We start from the raw sequence: 24,433 nt of genomic DNA, 5'->3' as shown, positions 1-24,433 counted from the left end.
ATGAAAATTCTGATTGTTGAAGACGATACGTTGTTATTACAGGGACTGATACTCGCCGCGCAAACAGAAGGCTATGCCTGCGACGGCGTATCAACCGCCCGGGCAGCGGAACAATGCCTGGAGACCGGACATTACAGTCTGGTGGTTCTGGATCTCGGCTTACCGGATGAAGACGGTCTGCACTTCCTGAACCGGATCAGGCAGAAAAAATACACCGTACCTGTGCTTATCCTCACCGCCCGCGATACGGTGAAAGACCGGGTCAGCGGGCTGGACGTGGGCGCAGATGACTATCTGGTTAAACCGTTCGCGCTGGAAGAACTGCACGCCCGCATCCGGGCGCTGCTGCGTCGTCATAACAATCAGGGTGAAAGTGAGTTAATTGTCAGTAACCTGACGCTGAATATCGGTCGTCGCCAGGTGTGGATGGACGGGCAAGAGATTATCTTAACGCCGAAAGAATACGCGCTCCTGTCGCGCCTGATGCTCAAGGCAGGCAGTCCGGTTCACCGGGAAATTCTGTATAACGACATCTACAGTTGGGATAACGAACCGTCGACCAATACGCTGGAAGTCCACATCCATAATCTGCGCGATAAAGTGGGGAAATCACGTATCCGCACGGTCAGGGGATTTGGCTATATGCTGGTCGCCACTGAGGAAAGCTAAGTGAAGCTGCTGCAATATCTAAAACGACCGCTCCCTCTTCGCCAACGGTTAATACTGACGATAGGTCTAATTCTGTTGGTCTTTCAACTCATTAGCACCTTCTGGTTGTGGCACGAAAGTACTGAGCAAATACAGTTATTCGAGCAGGCGCTGCGCGATAACCGTAACAACGATCGCCACATCATGCATGAGATCCGCGAGGCCATCGCCAGCCTGATCGTCCCCGGCATCTTTATGGTCAGCCTGACGCTGCTGATTTGCTACCAGGCAGTGCGACGTATTACTCGCCCGCTGGCGGATCTGCAAAAAGAGTTAGAAGCGCGGGCAGCCGATAACCTGGCCCCCATTGAAATTCACAGTTCAACCGTTGAGATACAGGCGGTCGTCTCAGCGCTCAACGAGCTGGTGACGCGGCTGACCACCACTATCGAAAACGAACGCTTATTTACCGCCGATGTCGCCCACGAACTACGCACGCCGCTGTCAGGCGTTCGCCTGCATCTGGAATTATTATCCAAAACCCATAAAGTCGACGTTTCGCCGTTAATTGCCCGCCTTGACCAAATGATGGACAGCGTGTCGCAACTGCTGCAACTCGCCCGCGTCGGGCAGTCGTTTTCGGCCGGAAGCTACCAACATGTCAAACTGCTGGAGGACGTGATTCTGCCCTCCTATGACGAACTCAGCACCATGCTGGACCAGCGCCAGCAGACGCTGCTCCTCCCGCAAAGCGCGGCGGACGTTGTCGTACGTGGCGACGCAACGCTGTTACGCATGCTGCTGCGCAATCTGGTAGAGAACGCCCACCGTTACAGCCCGGAAGGCACTACTATTACGATCGGCCTGAATACCGAACATGATGCCGTCATGGTCGTCGAAGATGAAGGTCCAGGCATTGATGAAAGTAAATGCGGGGAGTTAAGCAAAGCGTTTGTACGGATGGACAGCCGTTTTGGCGGCATTGGGCTGGGGCTGAGCATTGTCAGTCGGATCACCCAGCTACATCACGGGCATTTCTATTTGCAGAATCGTCAGGGAACGAGCGGCACTCGCGCCTGGGTGGAATTAGCGAAAGCTCAGTAAGAATTCACCCATACGTACAAAAAGCTGCTGACGATCAGCACGCTACACAGGGCAGTTAAACTTTCATAAATGCGGGTTTTCATGACACTCTCCTCCGAAACTATGGAGGAGAGTTTGCCTGAAGGATATTAAGCCAACCTTAAGTCGCTGTGATAGATCAACATAATGCGCCGGATGGCAGTTGGCGCCTTATCCGGTCTACTGAGTACAACGCTACCCGCAGGCCTGAAAGCTGATTACTCATCAATACGCGGATGCTGCTGCACCAGACGCGAACGCTTAAGCTGCAATTCCGCAATTTCCTGATCGATATCTTCGATTTTATGCTCGATGTTATCGTAGTGCTCACCAAGGATCTCTTTCGCTTCCTGAATATCCGAAGCGGCAGGCGTCGCCCCTTTCAGTGGCTTATTTGCGGTCTCTTTCATGGTGATACCGGTAATTAAACCAACCACCGCAATCACCATCAGGTAGTAAGCAGGCATCATCAGATTCTGCGAACTTTCCACCAGCCAGGCAGCCAGGGTCGGCGTCAGACCCGCAACCAGGACCGAGATATTAAATGCCGCCGCCAACGCGCTATAACGAATATGCGTCGGGAACATCGCCGGTAACGTTGACGCCATCACCCCGGTAAAGCAGTTGAGGATCACCGCCAGCATCAGCAGCCCGGCAAAAATCAGGCTGATGACATTACTGTTAATCAGGATAAATGCCGGAATGGCCAGCACAAACAGCGCAATACTGCCCATAATAACAAACGGGCGACGACCGAAGCGGTCACTGAGCAGACCCATCACCGGCTGCACAAACAGCATACCAATCATGATGGCGATAATAATCAACACGCCGTGGTCTTCAGAGTAATGCAGGTTATGCGACAGATAGCTCGGCATATAGGTGAGCAGCATGTAATAGGTAACGTTGGTGGCAATCACCAGACCGATACACGCCAGCAGGCTACGCCAGTGTTTGGTCGCAATCTCTTTAAACGAAACCTTCGGACCTTCCTGCAGGCCCTCGCGGTCGCCCTGTTCCAGTTTATCAACGTGCTGCTGGAACGCCGGCGTCTCTTCCAGCGCATGACGCAGATACAGACCAATCAGCCCTAACGGCAGCGCCAGGAAGAACGGAATACGCCAGCCCCATTCAAGGAAATTTGCCTCGCCGACAATGGTTGAAATCAGAACCACCACGCCCGCGCCCAGCACAAACCCGGCGATCGAACCGAAGTCCAGCCAGCTACCCATAAATCCACGCTTACGGTCAGGCGAATATTCCGCGACAAAAATCGACGCCCCGGTGTACTCTCCGCCGACCGAGAATCCCTGTGCCATCTTACACAGCAACAGCAGAATCGGCGCCCAGATACCAATCGAGGCATACGAGGGAATAAGACCGATACAGAAGGTACTGATCGACATAATCACAATGGTGATAGCGAGGATCTTCTGACGACCGTATTTATCGCCGAGCATACCGAAGAACAATCCGCCAAGCGGTCGAATCAGAAAGGGAACAGAGAAGGTGGCGAGCGCGGCAACCATCTGCACGCTGGGGTCAGCCCCCGGGAAGAACACTTTACCTAATGCGTAAGCAACAAACCCATAAACACCAAAATCAAACCACTCCATCGCATTACCTAACGACGCCGCGGTAATGGCTTTTCGCAATTTTCCGTCATCAATGATGGTGACGTCGCGCAGCGTAATGGGTTTTATTTTTTTCCTTTTTAGCATACCAGTCCTCTTAGACTTAGCCCTGTCGCGCACAGTTCGACGCTCCTAACGCAACATGCGCTAAGGTCATCGCCGAGCGGGGAATGCACAGACGCAATCCCTGTAACAAGCGTAGCAGGTTTACTTACACTGGCTGGAAACGAGCAGTACAACCGAACCTGTTGACGCCTGATTGGGCGGTTAATGACCTCTTTACCCTAACAGTGTTTAAATTTGTGATCAACTTCACACATGGTATTTCATTTCGTCAACCTGCGTAAATAAGGTCATTCTGAGTCAGCTTTTTTACATGTCATGCTTGCGATTTACTGACAATTAAATACAAGAATAAATCGCTTTATTGCGCCAACAATCACAGCGGTCACTATTATTCTGCTAGCAAAAAAAACACCTAATCCCTTCACAAAAAGATCACAGCTTTTTTAATAATCACAGCGATTGAGAACTTTTGCGCGGAATATGTGATGAAGATAACTAAAACATCGTTTTATTTTGATTGAATCAACGTTCCCGTGAATGCAAACTAATTCCAGACGCAATATCCCTGGGAGCAGCAACATGCTCAACGTATGCCGCGTTAGATTCTATAAAACAAAGAGATAGCGATTACCTTTGTTAAGAAATTTAAGTAACCATTTGAATTTATTAATTTTTAAATCCTTGCGCATATAGTGCCTGCGACAAGATATGAGGACGTTTATGAAAATTAAAGCCACGATTGAACGCATCCCCGGCGGAATGATGTTGATTCCCCTGTTATTAGGCGCAGTGTTAAATACCTTGGCTCCCGATACCGGCGCGTATTTCGGTTCGTTTACCAAAGGTATGATCAGCGGAACGGTGCCTATTCTGGCGGTGTGGTTTTTTTGTATTGGCGCATCTATTGATTTACGGGCAACCGGTACAGTATTACGGAAGTCCGGTACGCTGGTTATCACCAAAATAGCCGTGGCGTGGGTAGTGGCAATGATAGCCGCGTCATTTATTCCTGATACCGGTATTCAAACCGGGTTCTTTGCGGGACTTTCGGTACTGGCAATTGTTTCCGCGATGGATATGACCAACGGTGGTCTGTACGCCAGCCTGATGAACCAGTACGGAACGAAAGAAGAGTCCGGCGCATTTGTGTTGATGTCTCTGGAATCCGGTCCGTTGATGACGATGGTGATCCTTGGTTCAGCGGGTCTGGCCTCCTTCGAGCCACACCATTTTATCGGCGCGGTATTACCGTTCCTGATTGGCTTTACGCTGGGTAATCTGGATCACGATCTGCGTTCTTTCTTCAGCAAAGCCACGCCGGTGCTGATCCCGTTCTTCGGCTTTGCGCTGGGCAACACCATTAACCTGAGCGTCATCGTTGATACCGGTCTGTTGGGTATTCTGCTGGGCGTCGCGGTTATCGTTATCACCGGTATCCCGCTGATTATTGCTGACCGCGTTATCGGTGGCGGGAACGGTACGGCAGGTGTGGCTGCCTCTTCTGCGGCAGGCGCTGCGGTGGCAAACCCGGTGATTATCGCCCAGATTAACCCGGCGTTTGAACCGGTTGCCGCCTCCGCCACAGCGCTGGTCGCCGCCAGCGTGATTGTCACCGCCATTTTGGTGCCAATTATCACCGCGCTGTATGCCAAACGCTTTAATAAAAACCTGGTCGCCAACGAGACGGCGGCTACCCCGGCAGACTCTCTGCACCACTAACTCTACCTTAGCCCCACTGACCGTCCCTACTCAATTGATGAGTGGGGACGGTGCAAAAATCTCCTCAACCATCGCATCAGCCAGCCGTTTCGCCGAACACAATCGCGGCATTCCCAACGCCACATTCTGCCATCGCTGCGTCACCGACCAGCTCACCGGATGGCGCTGCGCATCACACCAGTCGCCTAACCAACTCAACATATCGTTGTGCTCGCCCGAGCCGCCAACCGTCGGCGCGCTGAGCCAATGATGATAATAATGACGCGTAGCGGGCGCCGCATTCACGCTGTCTGCCAGCGTCTGAGCTGCCATGATGCGCAGATTGTCTTTAAGCATTGAGACCACATCGGCATTCGCTAATCGGCAGGCGTCACCAAAAGCTCCCCAGCGCAGTTCTTCCAGCGCGACAAAACAGCGTCCGGGTAACGACCAGCCGTCATACGCCCCAGCCCGCCACCGGGTAAAAATTTGCTCGCTGTGTTCGCCCGCCTGAACCGTCAGGCCGCGTTGCGTCAATGCCTTCTCTTTATACGCGCCGCGTTGAGTGAACCAGTCCGTAAGCGAATTTATCTGCTGTATGAGACCGGGGGTGGACAGCCCCCGCGGATGTTCGGTCTGTTGCAAAAACATTAGCCGTTCGGCGATGCGCACCAGCGCCAGATGGCCCGGGTCGATCATGCCCGCCAACTTCTCCACCAGCTTCAGACGCATCACCAGATGCTCGCTGGACACTCCCGCCATCACCCACGCCCGCAGTTGCGTCTGGGATAGCACCTCCTGCGTCAGGCGCGCACGCAGCCGCTGCTGCTGTTGCAGAAAACCGCCGGAACGTTTGGTTTCATCTCCTTGAACCAGATCGACCATAAACTTCGGGTAGACACACTCCAGCGTCCGCCCGGGGCCTTCCAGTAACATGTTAGTCATGTGTGCTCAGTTGCAAAAAGGGTGTTGATATCGTCGCGCAGCAAGCGGGAATCTTCATAAAGCCATGCCGCCGTCGTAATGCGATGCTGTAGTTGTTCATTCAACGCATTCACCGCAGACTCATTTTGCTGGCGCAGGGTCAGGCTCTCACGCAGGCTCGCCTGTAATTGCGCCAGACACAGCGAAAAATCAGCAAAAAACGTGGCCATGCCTGCCGTAACGGAAATATCGACCTGAGCAACTAAAGCTTTACGAATTTGTTGGCAAAACAGGGTAACGTAATGCACAAGGCTCTTGTGCAGCGCGCCCATATCAATGAGATAACGCGTTTTTGTTTCGACGTAATCATTCCATCCCCAGTTGGGTTGGTTCAGCCAACGGGAGAAAGTGTCACGCACCACACCGCCAGTAGACGACGTATTTTCCGCCGGAATATCCTGTTCAATAGCCTCATTAAATAGCTGGCGGGTATTAAAATTAAACATCGCCGCATGAAAGGCCGGAAAACGGATCCGCGCACGAAATCCAGCGTGATTCAGCTCCTCTTTCACCCGCAATTCAATAGGCCGCATAGCGTCATTGAGTGCCCGGGACAGGGTCGACTCAAGCTGCTCAAAACGTAGCGCTAAATCCCGGCTAATACTCTCCTGGGCTGCCAGCAATACCCCTTCACAGGACGAGCGCATTTTATCTAAGACGATTTTCGCCTGCCCTTCGTCATGCAGCACCAGCATTTCACCCGCCATTTCAGCCGTTATAGCGCCTGATCCCTGGCCGTGCGGTGACATCATCAGGACGTTTTCTTTGACAAAAAACGTATTGATGCCGCACAGAATCTCAGTCTGTTGCTCATTGAGATAGGTCGCGGCAGATGCGAGCGCCAGTTCTACTTCATGGTTAACTTCATCGCTCACTCGCCCCTGACTTACCTGTAACTGCTGCATATCCTCTTCAATATGCGTAATGTTCAGCCGCAGTTTTTCATAGGCCACCGTTAATCCGTGGGCGCGAAACTCCAGATATTCGTGCGCGCTTTGCGCATAGTTCAATAACTTATGCGACGCGGAACGTAACGCATACAGCGAAGCATTGGCGTGAGCGGCATGAATCACGTTCTGGATCGGCTGCTCAAACAACGAATCTTCCCACAGTAAATCGGCGGCATGACGGATGTGCTCCGTATCCTCAAGATCGGTGGTACGCCAGCGCCTGCCCAGCGCCGCTTCGGCAAAATCCTGTACCCAGCGTTGCACCTGATGATCCGGCAACCGCCCGCGGGTGGTTAGCTCATGACGCGCTCTGTTCGCCAGATAGCCCCACATCGAGGAAACCGGATAGATCCGTTCAGGGGTGATTCCGCCTTGCATCAGCGTGCCGGAAATCAAAGCCCGCACCTGCTCTTCATCATCACTGTTGCGGTCTTTCTGATCGAATTTATTGACCAGCGCGTACAGCGGCACTGTTTTCCCGACCGCCATAATCGCCCGACGGACTTCCTCATCAGAAATCGACTTCAGTTGGGTGTAATCCATTACCGCCAGGACCGCAGAAGCCCGCGCCAGCTGTTCATTCAGCATTTTTTGTAAGTGCGGTTGTCCGGCCTCGTTCGGCCCCGGCGTATCCAGCAGCGTTAATTGCCCCGGATAGCTTGCCTGTCCGGCCAAATGGACAAATTCGACCTCGATAACCGGAATATGCTCAATCGCGGCATAGGCGGCAAAAGGAAAATCAGCCTCCAGCGCTTTTGACAAACGCACCAGGTCATTCAGGCTTTTAAGACAATGGAAAATAGGCTGTGCGCCAAGATAATACCGTTCAAATGCCACGCCGTTTTCAATATGCTGCAGCAGGACGTTCATATCCTTATCAATTTCCAGCGTCTGCGTAAGACGCTGGCGATCGCATGCCCGCATGCGCTGCTGTAAAACCTTCATTAAGGCTTCGATCGGCGCGACATGCGAAAAATGCAGTACCGGCTCTTTCTGCCCCGGCGTATGGCGAATAAGCGTCGGTAACGCCGTCATCGGACGATTACGATTAGGTAAAACTTCTGTGCCGACGATCGCGTTAATCGTCGTCGATTTTCCCGCTTTCATGGTGCCAACGATGGCCAGCACCATTTCCAGACGCGTAATCTTGCGCAGCTCATTATTGAGCGTCGCCTGCTGGGCATCCATACCACGCGCGCTGAAATGCAGGGGCTGAACAACCTGTCTGCTATGCTCTCCATGTTGCAGCGCGACATCATCCAACGACGTGATGGGCAATTTTTGTAATTGCCGGAGATGTTCAAGAGAGAGCATCAGCAAGCGTTCAGCTTCCTGACTTAATTCATATATTGTCTGTGTGTGCATGGAAAATTTTTCCTTAACGCAAATGGCATTACTTTTATTTAGCCTAATCGTTTTATTTATAGATTTTCGGCTTTTATAATTACGTGTGGAAATAATTAAAATCGAAACAACCAATTGATATTATTAAAACAAATTTGGCATATAACCGCTGGCCTGATGCCTCTCACTTATGTAATAAGTAAGAAAGATAAACAGCGTAGTTCAGTTTTAAAGAATACCCGCTGAATTCCCCTACTAAAATTAAGGGGCCAGGAGATATTCAACCATCAGGACGTAGACACCCGTAAGCGGTGTTACCTATAAATATCAGTTATTTCGCCTCACCTTATCTTAAATAACCTGGCGTAGCAATTTCCCTTAAAAAATATTGCGCCATACTTCATTGCTGTGAAAGCAAAGGATCTTTACAGCAGATCATTTTGCTTTATCGCGCAGTAGTCCCGACAAAAGCAGGGATTTTATGTATAATTGCGGCCTTTTTCGGCAATCTGCCATTTTTTGGGCGCATTTGCCCCTGCTGACTTTTGAGGAAATCCACATGTCATTACCACACTGCCCACAATGCAACTCCGAATACACTTACGAAGATAACGGCATGTTCATCTGCCCGGAATGCGCTCACGAATGGAACGATGCTGAACCGGCTCAGGACAGCGACGAACTTATCGTTAAAGATGCTAACGGCAACCTGCTGGCCGACGGCGACAGCGTTACCGTAGTGAAAGACCTGAAGGTAAAAGGTAGCTCTTCAATGCTGAAGATCGGTACCAAAGTAAAAAACATTCGTCTGGTGGAAGGCGACCACAACATCGATTGCAAAATCGATGGCTTTGGCCCAATGAAGCTGAAATCAGAGTTTGTGAAAAAGAACTGATGCAAATTGCCTGATGGCGCTGCGCTAATCAGGCCTGTGTCAGCTCATCTGCCAGGCGGGAAGCTCATACTTCCCGCCTGGTTTATTTTTGCAGACGCTAACTACACTTAACTGGTTTCTTTTACCTGAGGTAAAGATCATGCCGTTAAGTCCCTATATCTCCTTTGCAGGCAACTGCGCAGACGCCATCGCCTACTACCAAAAAACATTAGGCGCCGAGCTGCTCTACAAAATCAACTTCGGTGAAATGCCCAAATCGGCGCAGGACAGTGAAGAAGGTTGCCCTTCAGGAATGAAATTCCCCGATACCGCTATCGCCCACGCCAACCTGCGCGTTGCGGGCAGCGACATTATGATGAGCGATAGCGCCCCCGATGGAAATGCCCACTACTCTGGCTTTACCCTGGTGCTCGACACGCAAAATGTCGACGAAGGCAAGCGCTGGTTTGATAACCTCGCGGCAAACGGAAAAATCGAAATGGACTGGCAGGAAACCTTCTGGGCCCACGGTTTTGGTAAAGTGAGCGACCAGTATGGCGTACCGTGGATGATCAACGTCGTCAAACAGCAGCAACCTACCGAGTAATCCAACGGGAGGCTTGTCCTCCCGTACTGTCATCAAAAATCGCTCAACTCTTCATCGTTGAGTAACCATCCTTTAACGAAAACGTCACATTGATCCGCCACGATGGGGCCACTTTTTTAGGGAGGCCGCATCATGCAAACGATTATCCGCGTCGAGAAACTCTCCAAATCCTTCAACCAGCATCAGGCGCTCAATGCGGTTGATCTGAACATCTGTTCCGGTGAGATGGTGGCTCTGCTTGGGCCGTCTGGCTCCGGCAAATCCACCCTTTTACGTCATTTAAGCGGTTTGATCACCGGGGATAAATCGCCCGGTAGCCATGTTGAGCTGTTGGGTCGCACCGTCCAACACGAAGGTCGGCTGGCACGCGATATCCGCCAAAGTCGCGCCCACACCGGCTATATCTTCCAGCAGTTCAATCTGGTTAACCGTCTGACGGTACTGGAGAACGTCCTGATTGGCGCGCTCGGCAGCACGCCGTTCTGGCGCACCTGTTTTAGCTGGTTCAGTCAGGAGCAGAAACAGCGCGCGCTCCAGGCGCTGACCCGCGTTGGCATGGCGCACTTTGCGTATCAGCGCGTTTCCACGCTTTCGGGCGGGCAACAGCAGCGCGTCGCTATCGCCCGGGCGCTGATGCAGCAGGCCAAAGTGATCCTGGCCGACGAGCCGATTGCCTCGCTGGACCCGGAATCCGCACGCATCGTAATGGATACCCTGCGCGACATTAATCAGACCGACGGCATCACCGTGGTCGTCACGCTGCACCAGGTGGATTACGCCCTGCGCTATTGCGAACGCATCGTCGCGCTGCGCCAGGGCAACGTCTTCTTTGACGGCAGCAGCCAGCATTTTGATAACGATCGTTTTGACCATCTCTACCGCAGCATGAACCGCGTCGAACAGAACGCGCAGGCTGCCTGACATCCCCACAATGAGGAATGGAAATGAGCTATAAGACAGTTGCCGCGCTGGCCTTTACCAGCATGTTTAGTCTCAGCACCCTGCTCAGCCCGGTCCATGCCGAAGAGCAGGAAAAAGCGCTGAACTTTGGCATTATTTCGACCGAATCACAGCAAAACCTGAAGCCGCAGTGGGAACCGTTCCTGAAGGACATGGAAAAGTCACTGGGTGTAAAAGTGAACGCCTTCTTCGCCCCGGACTACGCCGGGATCATCCAGGGAATGCGCTTTAACAAAGTCGATATCGCCTGGTACGGCAACCTCTCGGCAATGGAAGCGGTGGATCGCGCTAACGGACAAGTGTTTGCCCAGACCGTCGCCGCCGACGGATCTCCGGGGTACTGGAGCGTGTTGATCGTTAACAAAGATAGTCCGATCAACAACCTGAACGATCTGATCGCCAAACGTAAAGATCTGACCTTCGGCAACGGCGATCCCAACTCCACGTCAGGCTTCCTCGTCCCCGGTTACTACGTCTTCGCCAAAAACAACATCTCCGCCAGTGATTTCAAACGCACCGTTAACGCCGGACACGAAACCAACGCGCTGGCCGTTGCCAACAAGCAGGTCGATGTCGCCACCAACAACACCGAAAACCTCGACAAACTGAAAACTTCCGCACCGGAAAAACTGAAAGAGCTGAAGGTGATCTGGAAGTCACCGCTGATCCCGGGCGATCCGATCGTCTGGCGTAAAAACCTCTCCGAAACCACCAAGGACAAGGTGTACGACTTCTTTATGAACTACGGCAAAACGCCGGAACAGAAAACCGTACTTGAACGCCTGGGCTGGGCGCCGTTCCGTGCCTCCAGCGACCTGCAACTGGTGCCAATTCGTCAACTGGCGCTGTTTAAAGAGATGCAGGGCGTGAAGGACAACAAAGGGCTGAACGAGGAACAGAAAGCCAGCAAAACCTCGGCGCTGAAAGCGCAGCTCGACGATCTGGACCGTCTGACCGCCGCGCTGGGCGCTATGACCAGCGTCACCAAAGCGGTGCAGTGATTTGTAGAGCGGATTGTAGGCCGGATAAGCGCAGCGCCATCCGGCCTACCACGCAAACACACGTACCAACGGAGCTAAACATGCAAACCATCACCGTCGCCCCGCCCAAACGTAGCTGGTTCTCGCTACTGAGCTGGGCCATTCTTCTCGCCGTGTTGGTGGTCTCGTGGAAAGGTGCCGAAATGGCTCCACTCACGCTGATCCAGGATTCCGGCAATATGGCGACCTTCGCCGCCGACTTCTTCCCGCCGGACTTCAGCCAGTGGCAGGACTATCTCGGTGAAATGGCCGTCACCCTGCAAATCGCCGTCTGGGGTACCGCCCTCGCCGTTGTGCTGTCGATTCCTTTCGGCCTGATGTGCGCCGATAACCTCGTGCCGTGGTGGATTTACCAGCCGATGCGCAGAGCGATGGACGCCTGCCGCGCCATCAACGAAATGGTCTTCGCCATGCTGTTCGTGGTCGCCGTCGGCTTAGGTCCGTTCGCCGGGGTGATGGCGCTGTTTATCCACACTACCGGGGTGCTCTCCAAGCTGCTTTCCGAAGCGGTAGAAGCCATTGAACCGGGCCCGGTAGAAGGCATTCGCGCCACCGGGGCCAACAAAATTGAAGAGATCCTCTACGGCGTTTTGCCGCAGGTGATGCCGCTGCTGATCTCCTACTCGCTGTACCGTTTTGAGTCCAACGTTCGCTCGGCCACGGTGGTCGGCATGGTGGGCGCAGGCGGTATCGGCGTGACCTTATGGGAGGCGATCCGCGGCTTCCAGTTCCAGCAAACCTGCGCCCTGATGGTGTTAATCATCGTCACCGTCAGCCTGCTGGATTTCCTTTCCCAGCGTTTGCGTAAGCACTTTATCTGATTAACGAGGCATTGATTGCTATGCACTTGTCTACACATCCGACCAGTTATCCAACGCGTTATCAGGAAATTGCCGCGAGACTTGAGCAGGAGCTTCGTCAACATTATCGCTGCGGGGACTATCTGCCCGCCGAGCAGCAGCTTGCCGCGCGCTACGAGGTGAATCGCCATACCCTGCGCCGCGCCATTGACCAGTTGGTTGAGCGCGGTTGGGTTCAACGTCGCCAGGGCGTCGGCGTGCTGGTGCTGATGCGCCCGTTTGATTACCCGCTCAATGCCCAGGCGCGTTTCAGTCAGAACCTGCTGGACCAGGGTAGCCACCCCACCAGCGAAAAACTGCTGGCGGTGCTGCGCCCGGCCTCCAGCCATATTGCCGATGCGCTCAGCATTAACGAAGGCGACAACGTTATTCACCTGCGTACTCTGCGCCGGGTTAACGGCATCGCCCTGTGCCAAATCGACCACTATTTTTCCGACCTCACGCTGTGGCCGCTTATGCAGGGCTTTACCAGCGGTTCGCTGCATGACTACTTACGCGAACAGTCCGGTCTGACGCTCCTGCGCACGCAAACACGCATCAGCGCCCGCCGGGCCCAGGCCAAAGAGAGCAAGGTGCTGGAAATCCCCAACATGGCGCCGCTGCTGTGCGTGCGCACCCTGAACCACCGTGAAGGCGAAGAGCAGGCGGCGGAATACTCCGTCAGCCTGACCCGCGCCGACATGATCGAATTCACTATGGAGCACTGAATGCATTTCGATACCGCCACCCGCCAGCGCTGGATGCGCGCGCTGGCTTACAGCAATGCCGATGCGCTGAACGCCCGCATCAACGCGCTCAAACTGACGCCGGACTATGAACTTATCCGCGCACCGGAATGCGGACTGATGCAAATCCAGGCCCGCATGGGCGGTACCGGCAATCGCTTCTTTGCTGGCGACACCACGCTCACCCGCGCGGTGGTGCGCCTGACGAGCGGCACGCTGGGTTACAGCTACCTGCTGGGACGTAACAAACACCATGCCGAGCAGTGCGCGGTAATTGACGCCCTGCTGCAGGAACAAACGCATTTCCAAAGCTTAATGGAAACCTTGATTGTCCCGCTGGAAGCGGAACGCGATGCGCTGATTAGCGCACGCCGTGCCGAAGTCAACGCCAGCCGGGTCGACTTCTTCACGCTGGTACGCGGAGATAACGCATGACCTTACAAACCGCTTTTAATTTACCCGTTCAGGATGCGCAGCAGAGCTTTCGTCGCCTGCTGAAAGCCATGAGTGAACCGGGCGTGATCGTCGCCCTGCATCAACTGAAACATGGCTGGCAGCCGCTGGGCCTGGCAACCACCAGCGTGCTGCTGACGCTGGTTGATGGCGACACGCCGGTCTGGCTGGCGCCGTCGATGGATAACGATATTGCCCGGCAGAATCTGCGTTTTCATACCAACGCGCCGCTGGTGAATCAGCCGCAGCTGGCGGCTTTTGCCGTCGCCGACGAACGCATCAGCAGCGAACAGCTAAACGCCCTCTCCGCCGGTTCCGCCGTCGCGCCAGAGACCAGCGCCACGCTGATTGTGCAAATCTCTGGCTTAAGCGGCGGACGCATGCTGCGTCTGACCGGCGCCGGTATCGCCGAGGAACGCATGATCGCGCCGCAGCTGCCGGAATGCCTGATTCACGAACTCACCGAACGCCCGCATCCGTTCCCGCTGGGGGTCGATCTGATCCTCACCTGCGGCGAACGCCTGCTGGCTATTCCGCGAACGACTCATGTGGAGGTGTGCTGATGTACGTCGCCGTCAAAGGGGGCGAAAAGGCGATAGCCAACGCCCACGCTCTGCAGGAAAACCGACGCCGGGGCGAGGAGACCATTGCCGAACTGAGCGTCGCGCAAATCGAACAGCAGATGAACCTGGCGGTCGACCGGGTGATGACCGAAGGCGGCATCGCCGACCGCGAACTGGCGGCGCTGGCGCTAAAGCAGGCCAGCGGCGATAACGTCGAAGCCATCTTTTTGCTGCGCGCCTATCGCACGACGTTGGCAAAGGTGGCAGTCAGCGAACCGATAAACAGTGCGGAAATGCGCCTTGAACGCCGAATCTCCGCGGTCTACAAGGACATTCCCGGCGGGCAACTGTTAGGTCCAACCTACGATTACACCCATCGCCTGCTGGATTTTACCCTGCTGGCCAATGGTGAAACGCCGCCGCTGCGCTGCGTGGATAACACGCAGGATGCCTCCCCGCACGTCTTTTCCCTGCTGGCAAACCAGGGGCTGGCAAAACGCGAAGAAGATAACGGCGACGCACCCGATGATATCACTCGCACGCCGCCGGTTTACCCGTGCTCGCGTGCCTCACGCCTGCAACAGCTGATGCGCGGCGACGAGGGCTATCTGTTGGCACTGGCCTACTCCACCCAACGCGGTTACGGACGCAACCACCCGTTTGCCGCCGAGATCCGCAGCGGCTACGTCGCGCTGGAAACCGTACCGGAAGAGCTGGGATTTGCGGTGAACGTCGGCGAACTGCTGATGACGGAGTGTGAAATGGTCAACGGCTTTGTCGCGCCAGAGAACGAATCTCCCCATTTTACCCGCGGCTACGGGCTGGTGTTCGGCATGAGCGAACGTAAAGCGATGGCGATGGCGCTGGTGGACCGTGCCTTACAGGCGGCCGAATACGATGAAACGGTCACGGGACCGGCGCAGGACGAAGAGTTCGTGCTGGCACATGCGGATAACGTCGAGGCGGCGGGTTTTGTATCGCACCTCAAGCTCCCCCATTACGTCGATTTCCAGGCCGAACTGGAACTGCTCAAACGCCTGCAACAGGAGGCCGCCCGTGACCGCTAACCTCTCCGGCTACAACTTTGCGTATCTTGATGAACAGACCAAACGCATGATCCGCCGCGCCATTTTAAAAGCGGTAGCCATCCCCGGCTATCAGGTGCCGTTCGGCGGACGCGAAATGCCGATGCCCTACGGCTGGGGCACGGGCGGCATTCAGCTTACCGCCAGCGTGATTGGCGAACCGGACGTGCTGAAGGTGATTGACCAGGGCGCGGACGACACCACCAACGCCGTGTCGATCCGCAATTTCTTCAAACGCGTGACGGGCGTGGCGACGACGGAACGTACCGAAGACGCCACGCTGATCCAGACCCGCCACCGCATCCCGGAAACACCCTTGGTGGAAGATCAGATAATCATTTTCCAGGTGCCAATCCCTGAGCCGCTGCGCTTTATTGAACCGCGCGAAACGGAAACCCGCACCATGCACGCGCTGGAAGAGTACGGCATCATGCAGGTGAAACTGTATGAAGATATCGCCCGCTTCGGCCATATCGCCACGACCTACGCCTATCCGGTGAAGGTCAATAACCGCTACGTCATGGACCCGTCGCCCATCCCGAAATTCGACAATCCGAAGATGGACATGATGCCGGCCCTGCAACTGTTTGGCGCAGGTCGCGAAAAGCGCATCTATGCCGTGCCACCATACACCCGCGTAGAGAGCCTCGATTTCGACGATCACCCGTTTACCGTGCAGAGCTGGGATGAGCCTTGCGCCATCTGCGGCTCTACCCACAGCTATCTCGATGAAGTGGTGCTCGATGACACCGGCAAACGCATGTTTGTCTGTTCCGACACCGACTACTGCCGCCAACAGAGCGAGGCTCTCAGCAAATGACGCAACCGCTGCTTTCAGTCAACAACCTGACTCATCTCTACGCGCCGGGCAAAGGCTTCAGCGACGTCTCGTTTGACCTGTGGCCTGGCGAAGTGCTGGGTATCGTCGGCGAGTCCGGTTCCGGCAAAACCACTCTGCTGAAATCAATCTCTTCACGTCTGACGCCACAGAACGGTGAAATTTTGTATCAGAACCGTTCGTTGTACGACATGAACGAGGCCGACCGCCGCCGTCTGCTGCGCACCGAGTGGGGCGTGGTGCATCAGCATCCGCTGGATGGCCTGCGCCGTCAGGTTTCCGCAGGCGGCAATATCGGCGAACGCCTGATGGCCACCGGCGCGCGCCACTATGGCGACATTCGCGCCACCGCGCAGCGTTGGCTGGAGGAGGTGGAGATCCCCGCCTCACGTATCGACGACCTGCCGACCACCTTCTCCGGCGGCATGCAGCAACGCCTGCAGATCGCCCGTAACCTCGTCACCCACCCGAAGCTGGTGTTTATGGATGAACCCACCGGCGGGCTGGACGTATCGGTACAGGCCAAACTGCTGGATCTGCTGCGCGGCCTGGTGGTGGAACTGGATCTGGCGGTGGTGATTGTCACCCACGATCTGGGCGTGGCGCGTCTGCTGGCGGACCGTTTGCTGGTGATGAAGCAGGGTCAGGTAGTGGAAAGTGGGTTAACCGACCGCGTGCTCGACGATCCACATCATCCGTATACCCAGCTGCTGGTGTCGTCCGTATTGCAGAACTGATTTTTTGTTGTGCCCGATGGCGCTGCGCTTATCGGGCCTACCTGGATCGCACTTTTGTAGGCCGGATAAGGCGCAGCCGCCATCCGGCAAAAAATCTCGAGGCAAAAATGATTCGCGTTGAAAATGTCAGTAAAACCTTCGTGCTCCACCAGCAAAACGGCGTACGTCTGCCAGTGCTGCAAAACGCCACTCTGGCAGTGAAAAGCGGCGAATGCGTGGTGCTGCACGGTCATTCGGGCAGCGGTAAATCCACGTTGCTGCGTTCGCTGTACGCCAACTACCTGCCGGATGAAGGGCACATCCACATTCGCCACAGCGATGAATGGGTCGATCTGGTGCAGGCCCCGGCGCGCAAAGTGCTGGAAGTTCGCCGTTCAACCATCGGCTGGGTGAGCCAGTTCCTGCGCGTGATCCCCCGTGTCTGCGCCCTGGATGTGGTGATGCAGCCGCTGCTGGATCTCGGCGTATCCCGTGAAGAATGCGCCGCGAAAGCCGCCAGCCTGTTAACGCGTCTCAACGTACCGGAACGCCTGTGGCACCTGGCGCCATCGACCTTTTCCGGTGGCGAACAGCAGCGCGTCAACATCGCCCGTGGGTTTATCGTCGATTACCCTATTCTGCTGCTCGATGAGCCGACCGCCTCATTGGACGCCAAAAACAGCGCTGCCGTGGTGGCGTTGATTGAAGAGGCGAAAGCCCGCGGCGCAGCCATTGTCGGTATTTTTCACGATCAAACCGTGCGCGACCGCGTAGCGGACCGTCTGCACCTGATGGGAACAACAGCATGATTATCAACAATGTAAAGCTGGTTCTGGAAGATGAAGTGGTGCAAGGATCGCTGGAAATTGCGGGCGGGGTTATCCGCGCCTTTGCCGAAACCCAGAGCCGTCTGCCGGAGGCTTTAGACGGCGAAGGCGGCTGGCTGCTGCCAGGGTTGATTGAGCTGCATACCGATAATCTGGATAAATTCTTCACCCCGCGCCCGAAGGTCGACTGGCCTGCCCACTCGGCGATGAGCAGCCATGACGCGCTAATGGTCGCCAGCGGCATTACTACCGTGCTGGACGCGGTGGCGATTGGCGACGTGCGCGACGGCGGCGATCGGCTGGAAAATCTGGAGAAGATGATCAACGCCGTGGAAGAGACGCAAAAACGCGGGGTCAATCGCGCCGAACACCGCCTGCATCTGCGCTGCGAACTGCCGCACCACACCACCCTGCCGCTGTTTGAAAAACTGGTCGGGCGCGAGCCGGTGACGCTGGTTTCACTGATGGATCATTCGCCGGGCCAGCGCCAGTTCGCCAATCGAGAAAAATACCGCGAGTATTATCAGGGCAAATATTCGCTCACCGATGAGCAGATGGCCCGCTATGAAGAAGAACAGTTGGCCCTCGCCGCACGCTGGTCGCAGCCCAATCGTAACGCCATCGCCCAGCTTTGCCGCGAACGTAATCTCGCGCTGGCGAGCCATGACGATGCCACCAGCGAACATGTGCTGGAATCGCACCAACTTGGCAGCGTAATCGCCGAATTTCCTACCACTTTCGCGGCGGCTGAAGCCTCGCGCCAGCACGGAATGAACGTGCTGATGGGCGCGCCAAACATCGTGCGCGGAGGGTCTCATTCCGGCAATGTGGCGGCGCATAAGCTGGCTGAGCTGGGGTTACTGGATATTCTCTCCTCCGATTACTACCCCGCCAGCCTGCTCGACGCGGCATTTCGCGTAGCGGATGACGACGCCAACCGCTTTACACTGCCGCAGGCGATTCGTCTGGTGACCCGCAATCCGGCGCGGGCATTGAATCTCGACGATCGCGGCGTTGTTGCCGAAGGTAAACGGGCGGATCTGGTGCTGGCACATCGCAAAGGCGGCAACATCCATATCGACCACGTCTGGCGTCAGGGCAAAAGGGTATTCTGACTATGGGGAAACTGATCTGGCTGATGGGGCCATCCGGCTCTGGTAAGGACAGTCTGCTGGCGGAACTCCGCCTGCAGGAACCCGCGCAACTGCTGGTGGCGCATCGATACATCACCCGTGCCGCTAACGCCGGGAATGAAAATCATATTGCGCTGAGTGAACAAGAATTTTTTACCCGCGCCGGGCAGAATCTGCTGGCGCTGAGCTGGCATGCAAACGGCTTCTACTACGGCGTGGGCGTGGAGATTGACCTCTGGCTGCACGCCGGTTTTGATGTGGTGGTCAACGGATCGCGCGCCCATCTGCCCCAAGCGCAGGCTCGTTATGGCGCGTCGTTACTTCCTATTTGCTTACAGGTTTCCCCAGCGATTCTACGGCAGCGTCTGCAGGCGCGTGGGCGGGAGAGTGAAACGGAAATCGCCGCCCGCCTTGAACGCGCGGCACGCTACGCACCGTATGACTGCCACGTCCTCAACAATGATGGCAGTTTGCTACAGTCTGTCGATACACTGCTCGCCCTGATGGGACGCAAGGAGAAGAAACATGTCTGTCTGTGAATTACGCCGCGCCACGCTCTACGATACCGATGCGGTTTACGCGCTTATCTGTGAACTCAAGCAGGGACAATTCGATCGCCAGACCTTTAGCGCCGGATACGCCGCGAATCTGCAAGATCCTAATATGCACTACCAATTGGCGCTGCTCGACGGAGAAGTCGTCGGCTTGATCGGTCTGCACCTGCAGTTTCATCTGCACCACGCCAACTGGATTGGCGAGATTCAGGAACTGGTGGTGATGCCACAGGCGCGAGGATTAACGGTAGGCAGTCAGCTACTGGCCTGGGCCGAAGCCACCGCGCGTGAAGCAGGCGCAGAAATGACCGAGCTTTCCACCAGCACCCAACGCCTTAACGCGCACCGTTTCTACCAGCGCGAAGGCTATACCCAGAGCCATTTTCGCTTCACCAAACCGTTGTAGGGGGAGTCATGAGTCTGACCATTACGCTGACGGGAACCGGCGGCGCGCAGCTGGTGCCGGCATTTGGCTGCGACTGCGCGGCCTGTCAGCGGGCGCGCTCACAGGCGCAATACCGTCGACGCCCCTGTAGCGGGGTGGTCAAATTCAATCATGCGGTAACCCTGCTGGACGCGGGGATCCCGCATCTGATGGACGACTGGCCAGCGGGCAGCTTTCAGCAGTTTCTGCTGACCCACTATCATATGGATCATGTGCAAGGACTGTTTCCGTTGCGCTGGGGCGTGGGGGCGAGCATCCCGGTGTACGGCCCACCGGATGAGCAGGGTTGCGACGATCTGTTTAAGCATCCCGGTATTCTCGATTTTAGCCATACCGTTGCGCCGTTCGTGGTATTTGACCTGCAAGGGTTGCAGGTGACGCCGCTGCCGCTCAACCATTCAAAGCTGACGTTTGGCTATCTGTTCGAGACCGCGCACTGCCGGGTGGCGTGGCTCTCCGACACCGCCGGGCTTCCCGATAAGACGCTGAAGGTTCTCCACAATAACCCACCGCAGGTGATTATCATCGACTGCAGCCATGCCCCGCGCGCCGAACCGCCGCGCAATCATTGCGATCTCAATACCGTCATCGCGCTGAACGAGGTTATCCGCTGTCCAAGGGTTATCCTGACGCATATCAGCCATCAGTTTGATCTGTGGCTGATGGAAAATCCGCTGCCGACAGGCATCGAAGCAGGATATGACGGGATGGAGATTGTGCTGGATTAGCGAGATTTGCCGGACGCTGTGAAACACCCGCTCCGGCCTATAAGCAGCCTATCAGGCGACTTTCTTAGTGGCGACATTTCGCTGCGCGACAAAATCTTTAACAGACATAATACGGTTCAGTTCTTCTTGCGCCCGCATATCATTTTCAACTTCCCACAGGTCAACCGCCGACTGTAGGTTACGCCAGAAATCAACGGAGGTATCAAACGCTTTCGCCAGGCGAAATGCCATATCCGTTGTTAATTTGCGATTATTATTGACCAGCGCGCTCACCGTATTGCGGTGAACATGCAGTATTTCAGCTAGATCGTTAATTTTCAGATCGAGCGGCTCCAGGTATTCATATTGCAGGACATCACCCACAGTAGTTGGTTTTCTGGTTGCCTGTTTCATATCGTTACCTTACATTTTTTCTAGTAGATGTGTGGGTCTAAGTACACATCTTCAGCCTTACCGTTAACCCATTTAAATATTAATCGGTACTGCTTATTTACTCTTATTGAAGAATATTCCTGTAACTTTCCGGTTAACTCTTCATATCTATTCCCAGGCGGCGAGCGCAAATCCCGATGCGAAACCGCCGCATTGATGATATCCAGCTTTCTGGCTAATGCGGTGTGAATATCCGCGGGTATTTTTCTGTGCGGTGTTGCCCGCTCAAAAAAATCTTCAAGCCATGTATCCCGAAAATTTCTGATATTTAATGATTTAGACATTCCATTGCCAACACCTTTTGCATAAGCATAAAGAGATTGTAGTGCATAGACGCACTGTGCTCAAGTGCATTGATTAACATTAAGTTGGTGTGTTGGGCTCAATGGTAACTTTCATACCAGAAGTAAAATTATCACGCATATTGGGGAGTTAGATGCTAACGATCGTAATCCTCTTCCATTCTGCGTTCTTCGTCTTCTAACTGACGTCGTTCCTGATCAAGCTGACGCTGACGGTCATCCAGTTGGCGACGTCGGTCTTCAAACTGGCGACGGCGATTATCATACTGCCTGCGCCGATCGTCACTCATCTGACGCTGCCAGCTTTCATCACGAGCGTCATCATAATCCCGCCCGTTGTCCGGTTTGTATGCGTCGTTAATCGCCTGCTGAATATTGCCGATGGCATCATCGATAATATCCGCCTGCGCCGAAACGGTGGTCATCATCAGTAGAGAGAAAAGTATGAATGTCGCGGAGCGTTGCATAAAACCAGCCTCATCGAGAAACTCGCCCCACGGTAATCAAAGCGAATTTGCGCGGGTAGCGGAGGAATCTCAATTACGCGAATGCCGCAGCGCTTGCGCCAGTTCTGTGCGGGTAAAGGGTTTACGCAATAACGCCACATCCGGCAGCGCCGGGTTATGGGCCGGACGCAAATCCTGACCGCTCATCAGCAGGATATTCAGCTGCGGATAATGTGCCTGGGCATGATTAACCACATCCACGCCGCTTAAACCACCGGGCAGCATGACGTCGCTGATAAAAATATCAATCTCGGATGAAGCCGCCAGCATATGCATCGCCTGTTCCCCGTTGGCGGCTTCTAATGTCAGGTAGCCCAGCAGGTGTAATTGCTCACACAACGTCTGGCGCACATCAGCCTCGTCCTCAAGCACCAGCACCAGTTTTTCGCCACTATTAGCCGCGTGTTCCGCTATCGGTTCTGCCTCAGCCTGTACCGGCACTACGGCGCGAGGAAGCTGCAACCTGACCGTCGTTCCCTGCCCGGGAGCGCTTTCAATCTCCACACGTCCACCGGACTGACGTACAAAGCCGTAGACCATTGATAACCCCAGCCCGCTGCCGCTGCCGGTCTGTTTGGTGGTGAAAAACGGTTCAAAGACCTGAGCTTTCACCTCCTGCGACATCCCGCAGCCTTGGTCGGCGACCTCCAACATCACCATATCCTGCTTACGCCCATCGCTGCGCGTGACCCGCTGGTTCCAGGTACGGATTTTAATCGTGCCCGCCTGCCCGTCCATGGCGTCACGGGCGTTCATCACCAGATTGATAATGGCATTTTCCAGTTGGCTGACGTCAATCCACGCGGGCCAGGCGGGAGACTGGGCTTCAATCTCCAGCGTCAGCGTGGCCGGGAGCGAATGACGCATCAGTTCGCCCAGGTTTTCCAGCAGCGTTTTCAGCTCCACCGCGTGGGGATGCAAAGATTGCTTGCGCGAAAAGGCCAGTAGCCGCTGGGTAAGTAGCGCCCCGCGCTCGGCGGCTTTAAGCGCCCGATTGACCCGCGGCGCATCGGGTGAGTCTGGGTTCACCAGATCCAGACTGCCAATAATCACCGCCAGCAGGTTATTGAAATCATGCGCTAATCCGCCCGTCAGTTGCCCCACCGCCTTCAGCTTTTGGCTGTGCAGCAGTGCCTCTTCCAGTTCCTGGCGCTCGGTGCGGTCGATTTCCATTTGGCTGGTTTTTTCTTTAAGTAATCGGGTGGTGTGCTCCAGCGAAGCGGTGTTACGGGCAAAGACACTAAAAGCGCGGGCCAGTTCGCCCAGCTCATCGCGCCGTTGCAGGGCCGGAACGCTGACGTCCGATTCACCGTGCGCCAGCCGGGTCATCGCCTGCGAAATTGCCGTCAGGTTAGAGCCGAGGTTGCGATAGATATACCAACCGGCAAAACCGGTAATCACTACGGCCAGCAACGCAAACACCATAATAAACAACGCGCCGGATTGCAGTTCCTGATGGCTTTGCGCCACCCGCTGCTCAGAAATCATCGCCACCTGCGAGGCATATTGATTGATATCGCTATTAAGGATCGCCACCAGCGCTTTGATATGAAACATATACCAGTTGATCGCCAGATCGCTCTGCTCCAGCGCGGAAGAAAGCGGCTCCAGCTTATGCAGTTCCTGATTGAAATCGTTGAGGATTCTGCTTATCAACGGGCTGGAGTGATGTAAAGGCAGCGCGCTCATCACGCTGTCGAGTTGTTTCACTACCGATCGCGGCGTGGGAGTCTCAATGGCGGCAACGATCAAGCGGTCTATTTGCCCCAGCAGCATGTCATCCTGCGCGCCGGTAAGCGTTTGCAGATGGCGCAAATAGCTTTGATTCTGATACAGCGAACTGAGCAGCGCGTTACGTTCCAGATGCCGCCGCTGTCCGCGCTGCAACATACCTTCCACACTGCTTTGTAACTCATTGCTGCGCTGGATAATGCGCTCGACCAGCACCGGCTCCTGCTGCGCCAGCGGGGCGCCAGCCAGTTGTTGCAGCGAATGCTTCAGCGCCCGCTGGGTCTCCTGCAACCGCTCCGCTTCGCCTTTGTATTCCAGCGCGCCGACCACCTGCGACAGTCGCACCGCCGCCGTTGCTACGTTCGCCGTATCACGCGCCAGGTTCATGCTGCCGGTCATGTCATCAACGGTTTGCTGCTGTACCTGCTCCTGAATTTGACTGGCATGCTGAAACCCCAGCACCGCCACGCCGCTCACCATCAGCGTGACCGCCACCACCAGCAGATTGAAGAACAGTAATCGTCCGCGCGCACTGGCGAAAAAGTGACGTCCCGGTTGCGGCATATCACGCTCCGTGAAGAAAAATCGCAATATGACAAATATGAACG

At 55.2% G+C, this 24,433-nt stretch carries 27 protein-coding genes; 19 read left to right on the top strand and 8 right to left on the bottom strand.

The genetic code is table 11. The annotated features are described in order from the left end of the window. Complete coding sequence (pmrA, locus tag OOJ59_RS24805; protein WP_038636427.1) at positions 1-669, top strand: two-component system response regulator PmrA; 669 nt, start codon at positions 1-3, stop codon at positions 667-669. Next, entirely contained in the window at positions 670-1,752 is a 1,083-nt protein-coding gene (gene pmrB, locus OOJ59_RS24800; RefSeq protein ID WP_160955715.1) for a two-component system sensor histidine kinase PmrB, read from the top strand. On the opposite strand, the gene pmrR is transcribed toward pmrB, so the two are convergent. Next, entirely contained in the window at positions 1,746-1,835 is a 90-nt protein-coding gene (pmrR, locus tag OOJ59_RS24795; protein WP_160955716.1) for an LpxT activity modulator PmrR, read from the bottom strand. The two genes, pmrB and pmrR, sit on opposite strands and share 7 nt — an antisense overlap. A 153-nt stretch (positions 1,836-1,988) precedes the next feature. Further along, the gene (gene proP, locus OOJ59_RS24790; protein WP_160955717.1) at positions 1,989-3,491 is read right to left on the bottom strand and encodes a glycine betaine/L-proline transporter ProP; all 1,503 of its coding nucleotides are present in this window, start codon (positions 3,489-3,491) and stop codon (positions 1,989-1,991) included. A gap of 699 nt (positions 3,492-4,190) precedes the next feature. Between proP and kdgT the strand changes: the two genes are divergently transcribed. After that, the gene (gene kdgT, locus OOJ59_RS24785; protein WP_051594499.1) at positions 4,191-5,189 is read left to right on the top strand and encodes a 2-keto-3-deoxygluconate transporter; all 999 of its coding nucleotides are present in this window, start codon (positions 4,191-4,193) and stop codon (positions 5,187-5,189) included. Positions 5,190-5,219: 30 nt separating this feature from the next. On the opposite strand, the gene OOJ59_RS24780 is transcribed toward kdgT, so the two are convergent. Together OOJ59_RS24780 and crfC are read right to left on the bottom strand one after the other, a co-directional pair. Further along, positions 5,220-6,113 carry a diguanylate cyclase regulator RdcB family protein gene (locus OOJ59_RS24780; protein WP_160955718.1) on the bottom strand — a complete coding sequence of 298 codons (894 nt, stop codon included), beginning with the start codon at positions 6,111-6,113 and terminating at the stop codon, positions 5,220-5,222. After that, positions 6,110-8,467 (bottom strand): clamp-binding protein CrfC, encoded by a 2,358-nt coding sequence (crfC, locus tag OOJ59_RS24775; protein ID WP_160955719.1) that lies wholly within the window; start codon positions 8,465-8,467, stop codon positions 6,110-6,112. Before crfC ends, OOJ59_RS24780 begins: the two co-directional genes overlap by 4 nt. Before the next feature lie 538 nt (positions 8,468-9,005). Here crfC and OOJ59_RS24770 point away from each other — a divergent pair. The 16 genes from OOJ59_RS24770 to phnP all read left to right on the top strand — a co-directional run bounded on the left by OOJ59_RS24770 (position 9,006) and on the right by phnP (position 20,854). Further along, positions 9,006-9,341: a zinc ribbon domain-containing protein YjdM gene (locus tag OOJ59_RS24770; protein ID WP_003031835.1), complete on the top strand. Its 336-nt coding sequence runs from the start codon at positions 9,006-9,008 to the stop codon at positions 9,339-9,341. 139 nt (positions 9,342-9,480) lie between these two features. Next, positions 9,481-9,927, top strand: a complete 447-nt coding sequence (gene yjdN / locus OOJ59_RS24765; RefSeq protein ID WP_038636411.1) for a VOC family metalloprotein YjdN — start codon at positions 9,481-9,483, stop codon at positions 9,925-9,927. Between the two features lie 132 nt (positions 9,928-10,059). Further along, complete coding sequence (phnC, locus tag OOJ59_RS24760) at positions 10,060-10,848, top strand: phosphonate ABC transporter ATP-binding protein (protein WP_137347408.1); 789 nt, start codon at positions 10,060-10,062, stop codon at positions 10,846-10,848. 23 nt (positions 10,849-10,871) lie between these two features. After that, entirely contained in the window at positions 10,872-11,888 is a 1,017-nt protein-coding gene (phnD, locus tag OOJ59_RS24755; RefSeq protein WP_038636405.1) for a phosphonate ABC transporter substrate-binding protein, read from the top strand. A gap of 80 nt (positions 11,889-11,968) precedes the next feature. Continuing rightward, positions 11,969-12,748 (top strand): phosphonate ABC transporter, permease protein PhnE, encoded by a 780-nt coding sequence (gene phnE / locus OOJ59_RS24750; protein ID WP_038636402.1) that lies wholly within the window; start codon positions 11,969-11,971, stop codon positions 12,746-12,748. 20 nt (positions 12,749-12,768) lie between these two features. Further along, the gene (phnF, locus tag OOJ59_RS24745; protein ID WP_121529854.1) at positions 12,769-13,494 is read left to right on the top strand and encodes a phosphonate metabolism transcriptional regulator PhnF; all 726 of its coding nucleotides are present in this window, start codon (positions 12,769-12,771) and stop codon (positions 13,492-13,494) included. Then, complete coding sequence (gene phnG / locus OOJ59_RS24740; protein WP_160955721.1) at positions 13,495-13,947, top strand: phosphonate C-P lyase system protein PhnG; 453 nt, start codon at positions 13,495-13,497, stop codon at positions 13,945-13,947. Then, positions 13,944-14,528 (top strand): phosphonate C-P lyase system protein PhnH, encoded by a 585-nt coding sequence (gene phnH / locus OOJ59_RS24735; RefSeq protein WP_160955722.1) that lies wholly within the window; start codon positions 13,944-13,946, stop codon positions 14,526-14,528. The genes phnG and phnH overlap by 4 nt, the downstream gene beginning before the upstream one ends. Then, complete coding sequence (locus OOJ59_RS24730) at positions 14,528-15,595, top strand: carbon-phosphorus lyase complex subunit PhnI (RefSeq protein WP_160955723.1); 1,068 nt, start codon at positions 14,528-14,530, stop codon at positions 15,593-15,595. The genes phnH and OOJ59_RS24730 overlap by 1 nt, the downstream gene beginning before the upstream one ends. A gap of 46 nt (positions 15,596-15,641) precedes the next feature. After that, on the top strand, positions 15,642-16,433 hold the full coding sequence (gene phnJ / locus OOJ59_RS24725; RefSeq protein ID WP_230592289.1) for an alpha-D-ribose 1-methylphosphonate 5-phosphate C-P-lyase PhnJ: 792 nt from the start codon (positions 15,642-15,644) through the stop codon (positions 16,431-16,433). Next, positions 16,430-17,188, top strand: a complete 759-nt coding sequence (gene phnK, locus OOJ59_RS24720) for a phosphonate C-P lyase system protein PhnK (RefSeq protein WP_038636380.1) — start codon at positions 16,430-16,432, stop codon at positions 17,186-17,188. The genes phnJ and phnK overlap by 4 nt, the downstream gene beginning before the upstream one ends. Positions 17,189-17,295: 107 nt before the next feature. Then, positions 17,296-17,976, top strand: coding sequence for a phosphonate C-P lyase system protein PhnL (gene phnL / locus OOJ59_RS24715; protein WP_069325130.1), 681 nt, complete (start codon positions 17,296-17,298; stop codon positions 17,974-17,976). Next, on the top strand, positions 17,973-19,109 hold the full coding sequence (gene phnM, locus OOJ59_RS24710; protein ID WP_160955724.1) for an alpha-D-ribose 1-methylphosphonate 5-triphosphate diphosphatase: 1,137 nt from the start codon (positions 17,973-17,975) through the stop codon (positions 19,107-19,109). The genes phnL and phnM overlap by 4 nt, the downstream gene beginning before the upstream one ends. A 2-nt stretch (positions 19,110-19,111) precedes the next feature. Then, positions 19,112-19,666 (top strand): ribose 1,5-bisphosphokinase, encoded by a 555-nt coding sequence (gene phnN / locus OOJ59_RS24705; protein ID WP_038636371.1) that lies wholly within the window; start codon positions 19,112-19,114, stop codon positions 19,664-19,666. Continuing rightward, complete coding sequence (phnO, locus tag OOJ59_RS24700; protein WP_038636367.1) at positions 19,653-20,087, top strand: aminoalkylphosphonate N-acetyltransferase; 435 nt, start codon at positions 19,653-19,655, stop codon at positions 20,085-20,087. Before phnN ends, phnO begins: the two co-directional genes overlap by 14 nt. Positions 20,088-20,095: 8 nt before the next feature. Beyond that, positions 20,096-20,854, top strand: a complete 759-nt coding sequence (gene phnP, locus OOJ59_RS24695) for a phosphonate metabolism protein PhnP (RefSeq protein ID WP_160955725.1) — start codon at positions 20,096-20,098, stop codon at positions 20,852-20,854. 51 nt (positions 20,855-20,905) lie between these two features. On the opposite strand, the gene OOJ59_RS24690 is transcribed toward phnP, so the two are convergent. The 4 genes from OOJ59_RS24690 to OOJ59_RS24675 all read right to left on the bottom strand — a co-directional run bounded on the left by OOJ59_RS24690 (position 20,906) and on the right by OOJ59_RS24675 (position 24,389). Continuing rightward, the gene (locus OOJ59_RS24690; protein ID WP_038636361.1) at positions 20,906-21,247 is read right to left on the bottom strand and encodes a HigA family addiction module antitoxin; all 342 of its coding nucleotides are present in this window, start codon (positions 21,245-21,247) and stop codon (positions 20,906-20,908) included. A 20-nt stretch (positions 21,248-21,267) separates the two neighbouring features. Next, a complete protein-coding gene (locus OOJ59_RS24685; protein ID WP_038636359.1) occupies positions 21,268-21,570 on the bottom strand; it encodes a type II toxin-antitoxin system RelE/ParE family toxin in 303 nt (100 codons plus the stop codon). 155 nt (positions 21,571-21,725) lie between these two features. Continuing rightward, entirely contained in the window at positions 21,726-22,055 is a 330-nt protein-coding gene (gene yjdP / locus OOJ59_RS24680; protein ID WP_193157158.1) for a DDRRRQL repeat protein YjdP, read from the bottom strand. 69 nt (positions 22,056-22,124) lie between these two features. Next, positions 22,125-24,389: a hybrid sensor histidine kinase/response regulator gene (locus tag OOJ59_RS24675; protein ID WP_160955726.1), complete on the bottom strand. Its 2,265-nt coding sequence runs from the start codon at positions 24,387-24,389 to the stop codon at positions 22,125-22,127. Positions 24,390-24,433 lie beyond the last annotated feature (44 nt).

The sequence above is a fragment of the Citrobacter sp. W9 genome, from assembly GCF_026719375.1.
GTDB lineage: Bacteria > Pseudomonadota > Gammaproteobacteria > Enterobacterales > Enterobacteriaceae > Citrobacter > Citrobacter werkmanii.
The sequence above is the reverse complement of the archived record's forward strand: the minus strand, read 5'-3'. Positions and strand labels throughout refer to the sequence as shown.

Excerpts from the sequence above, each read along its gene's own strand:
- pmrA (WP_038636427.1), top strand. The coding sequence starts at position 1 with ATGAAAATTCTGATTGTTGAAGACGATACGTTGTTATTACAGGGACTG.
- pmrR (WP_160955716.1), bottom strand. The coding sequence starts at position 1,835 with ATGAAAACCCGCATTTATGAAAGTTTAACTGCCCTGTGTAGCGTGCTG.
- proP (WP_160955717.1), bottom strand. The coding sequence starts at position 3,491 with ATGCTAAAAAGGAAAAAAATAAAACCCATTACGCTGCGCGACGTCACC.
- kdgT (WP_051594499.1), top strand. The coding sequence starts at position 4,191 with ATGAAAATTAAAGCCACGATTGAACGCATCCCCGGCGGAATGATGTTG.
- OOJ59_RS24780 (WP_160955718.1), bottom strand. The coding sequence starts at position 6,113 with ATGACTAACATGTTACTGGAAGGCCCCGGGCGGACGCTGGAGTGTGTC.
- crfC (WP_160955719.1), bottom strand. The coding sequence starts at position 8,467 with ATGCACACACAGACAATATATGAATTAAGTCAGGAAGCTGAACGCTTG.
- OOJ59_RS24770 (WP_003031835.1), top strand. The coding sequence starts at position 9,006 with ATGTCATTACCACACTGCCCACAATGCAACTCCGAATACACTTACGAA.
- yjdN (WP_038636411.1), top strand. The coding sequence starts at position 9,481 with ATGCCGTTAAGTCCCTATATCTCCTTTGCAGGCAACTGCGCAGACGCC.
- phnC (WP_137347408.1), top strand. The coding sequence starts at position 10,060 with ATGCAAACGATTATCCGCGTCGAGAAACTCTCCAAATCCTTCAACCAG.
- phnD (WP_038636405.1), top strand. The coding sequence starts at position 10,872 with ATGAGCTATAAGACAGTTGCCGCGCTGGCCTTTACCAGCATGTTTAGT.
- phnE (WP_038636402.1), top strand. The coding sequence starts at position 11,969 with ATGCAAACCATCACCGTCGCCCCGCCCAAACGTAGCTGGTTCTCGCTA.
- phnF (WP_121529854.1), top strand. The coding sequence starts at position 12,769 with ATGCACTTGTCTACACATCCGACCAGTTATCCAACGCGTTATCAGGAA.
- phnG (WP_160955721.1), top strand. The coding sequence starts at position 13,495 with ATGCATTTCGATACCGCCACCCGCCAGCGCTGGATGCGCGCGCTGGCT.
- phnH (WP_160955722.1), top strand. The coding sequence starts at position 13,944 with ATGACCTTACAAACCGCTTTTAATTTACCCGTTCAGGATGCGCAGCAG.
- OOJ59_RS24730 (WP_160955723.1), top strand. The coding sequence starts at position 14,528 with ATGTACGTCGCCGTCAAAGGGGGCGAAAAGGCGATAGCCAACGCCCAC.
- phnJ (WP_230592289.1), top strand. The coding sequence starts at position 15,642 with ATGATCCGCCGCGCCATTTTAAAAGCGGTAGCCATCCCCGGCTATCAG.
- phnK (WP_038636380.1), top strand. The coding sequence starts at position 16,430 with ATGACGCAACCGCTGCTTTCAGTCAACAACCTGACTCATCTCTACGCG.
- phnL (WP_069325130.1), top strand. The coding sequence starts at position 17,296 with ATGATTCGCGTTGAAAATGTCAGTAAAACCTTCGTGCTCCACCAGCAA.
- phnM (WP_160955724.1), top strand. The coding sequence starts at position 17,973 with ATGATTATCAACAATGTAAAGCTGGTTCTGGAAGATGAAGTGGTGCAA.
- phnN (WP_038636371.1), top strand. The coding sequence starts at position 19,112 with ATGGGGAAACTGATCTGGCTGATGGGGCCATCCGGCTCTGGTAAGGAC.
- phnO (WP_038636367.1), top strand. The coding sequence starts at position 19,653 with ATGTCTGTCTGTGAATTACGCCGCGCCACGCTCTACGATACCGATGCG.
- phnP (WP_160955725.1), top strand. The coding sequence starts at position 20,096 with ATGAGTCTGACCATTACGCTGACGGGAACCGGCGGCGCGCAGCTGGTG.
- OOJ59_RS24690 (WP_038636361.1), bottom strand. The coding sequence starts at position 21,247 with ATGAAACAGGCAACCAGAAAACCAACTACTGTGGGTGATGTCCTGCAA.
- OOJ59_RS24685 (WP_038636359.1), bottom strand. The coding sequence starts at position 21,570 with ATGTCTAAATCATTAAATATCAGAAATTTTCGGGATACATGGCTTGAA.
- yjdP (WP_193157158.1), bottom strand. The coding sequence starts at position 22,055 with ATGCAACGCTCCGCGACATTCATACTTTTCTCTCTACTGATGATGACC.
- OOJ59_RS24675 (WP_160955726.1), bottom strand. The coding sequence starts at position 24,389 with ATGCCGCAACCGGGACGTCACTTTTTCGCCAGTGCGCGCGGACGATTA.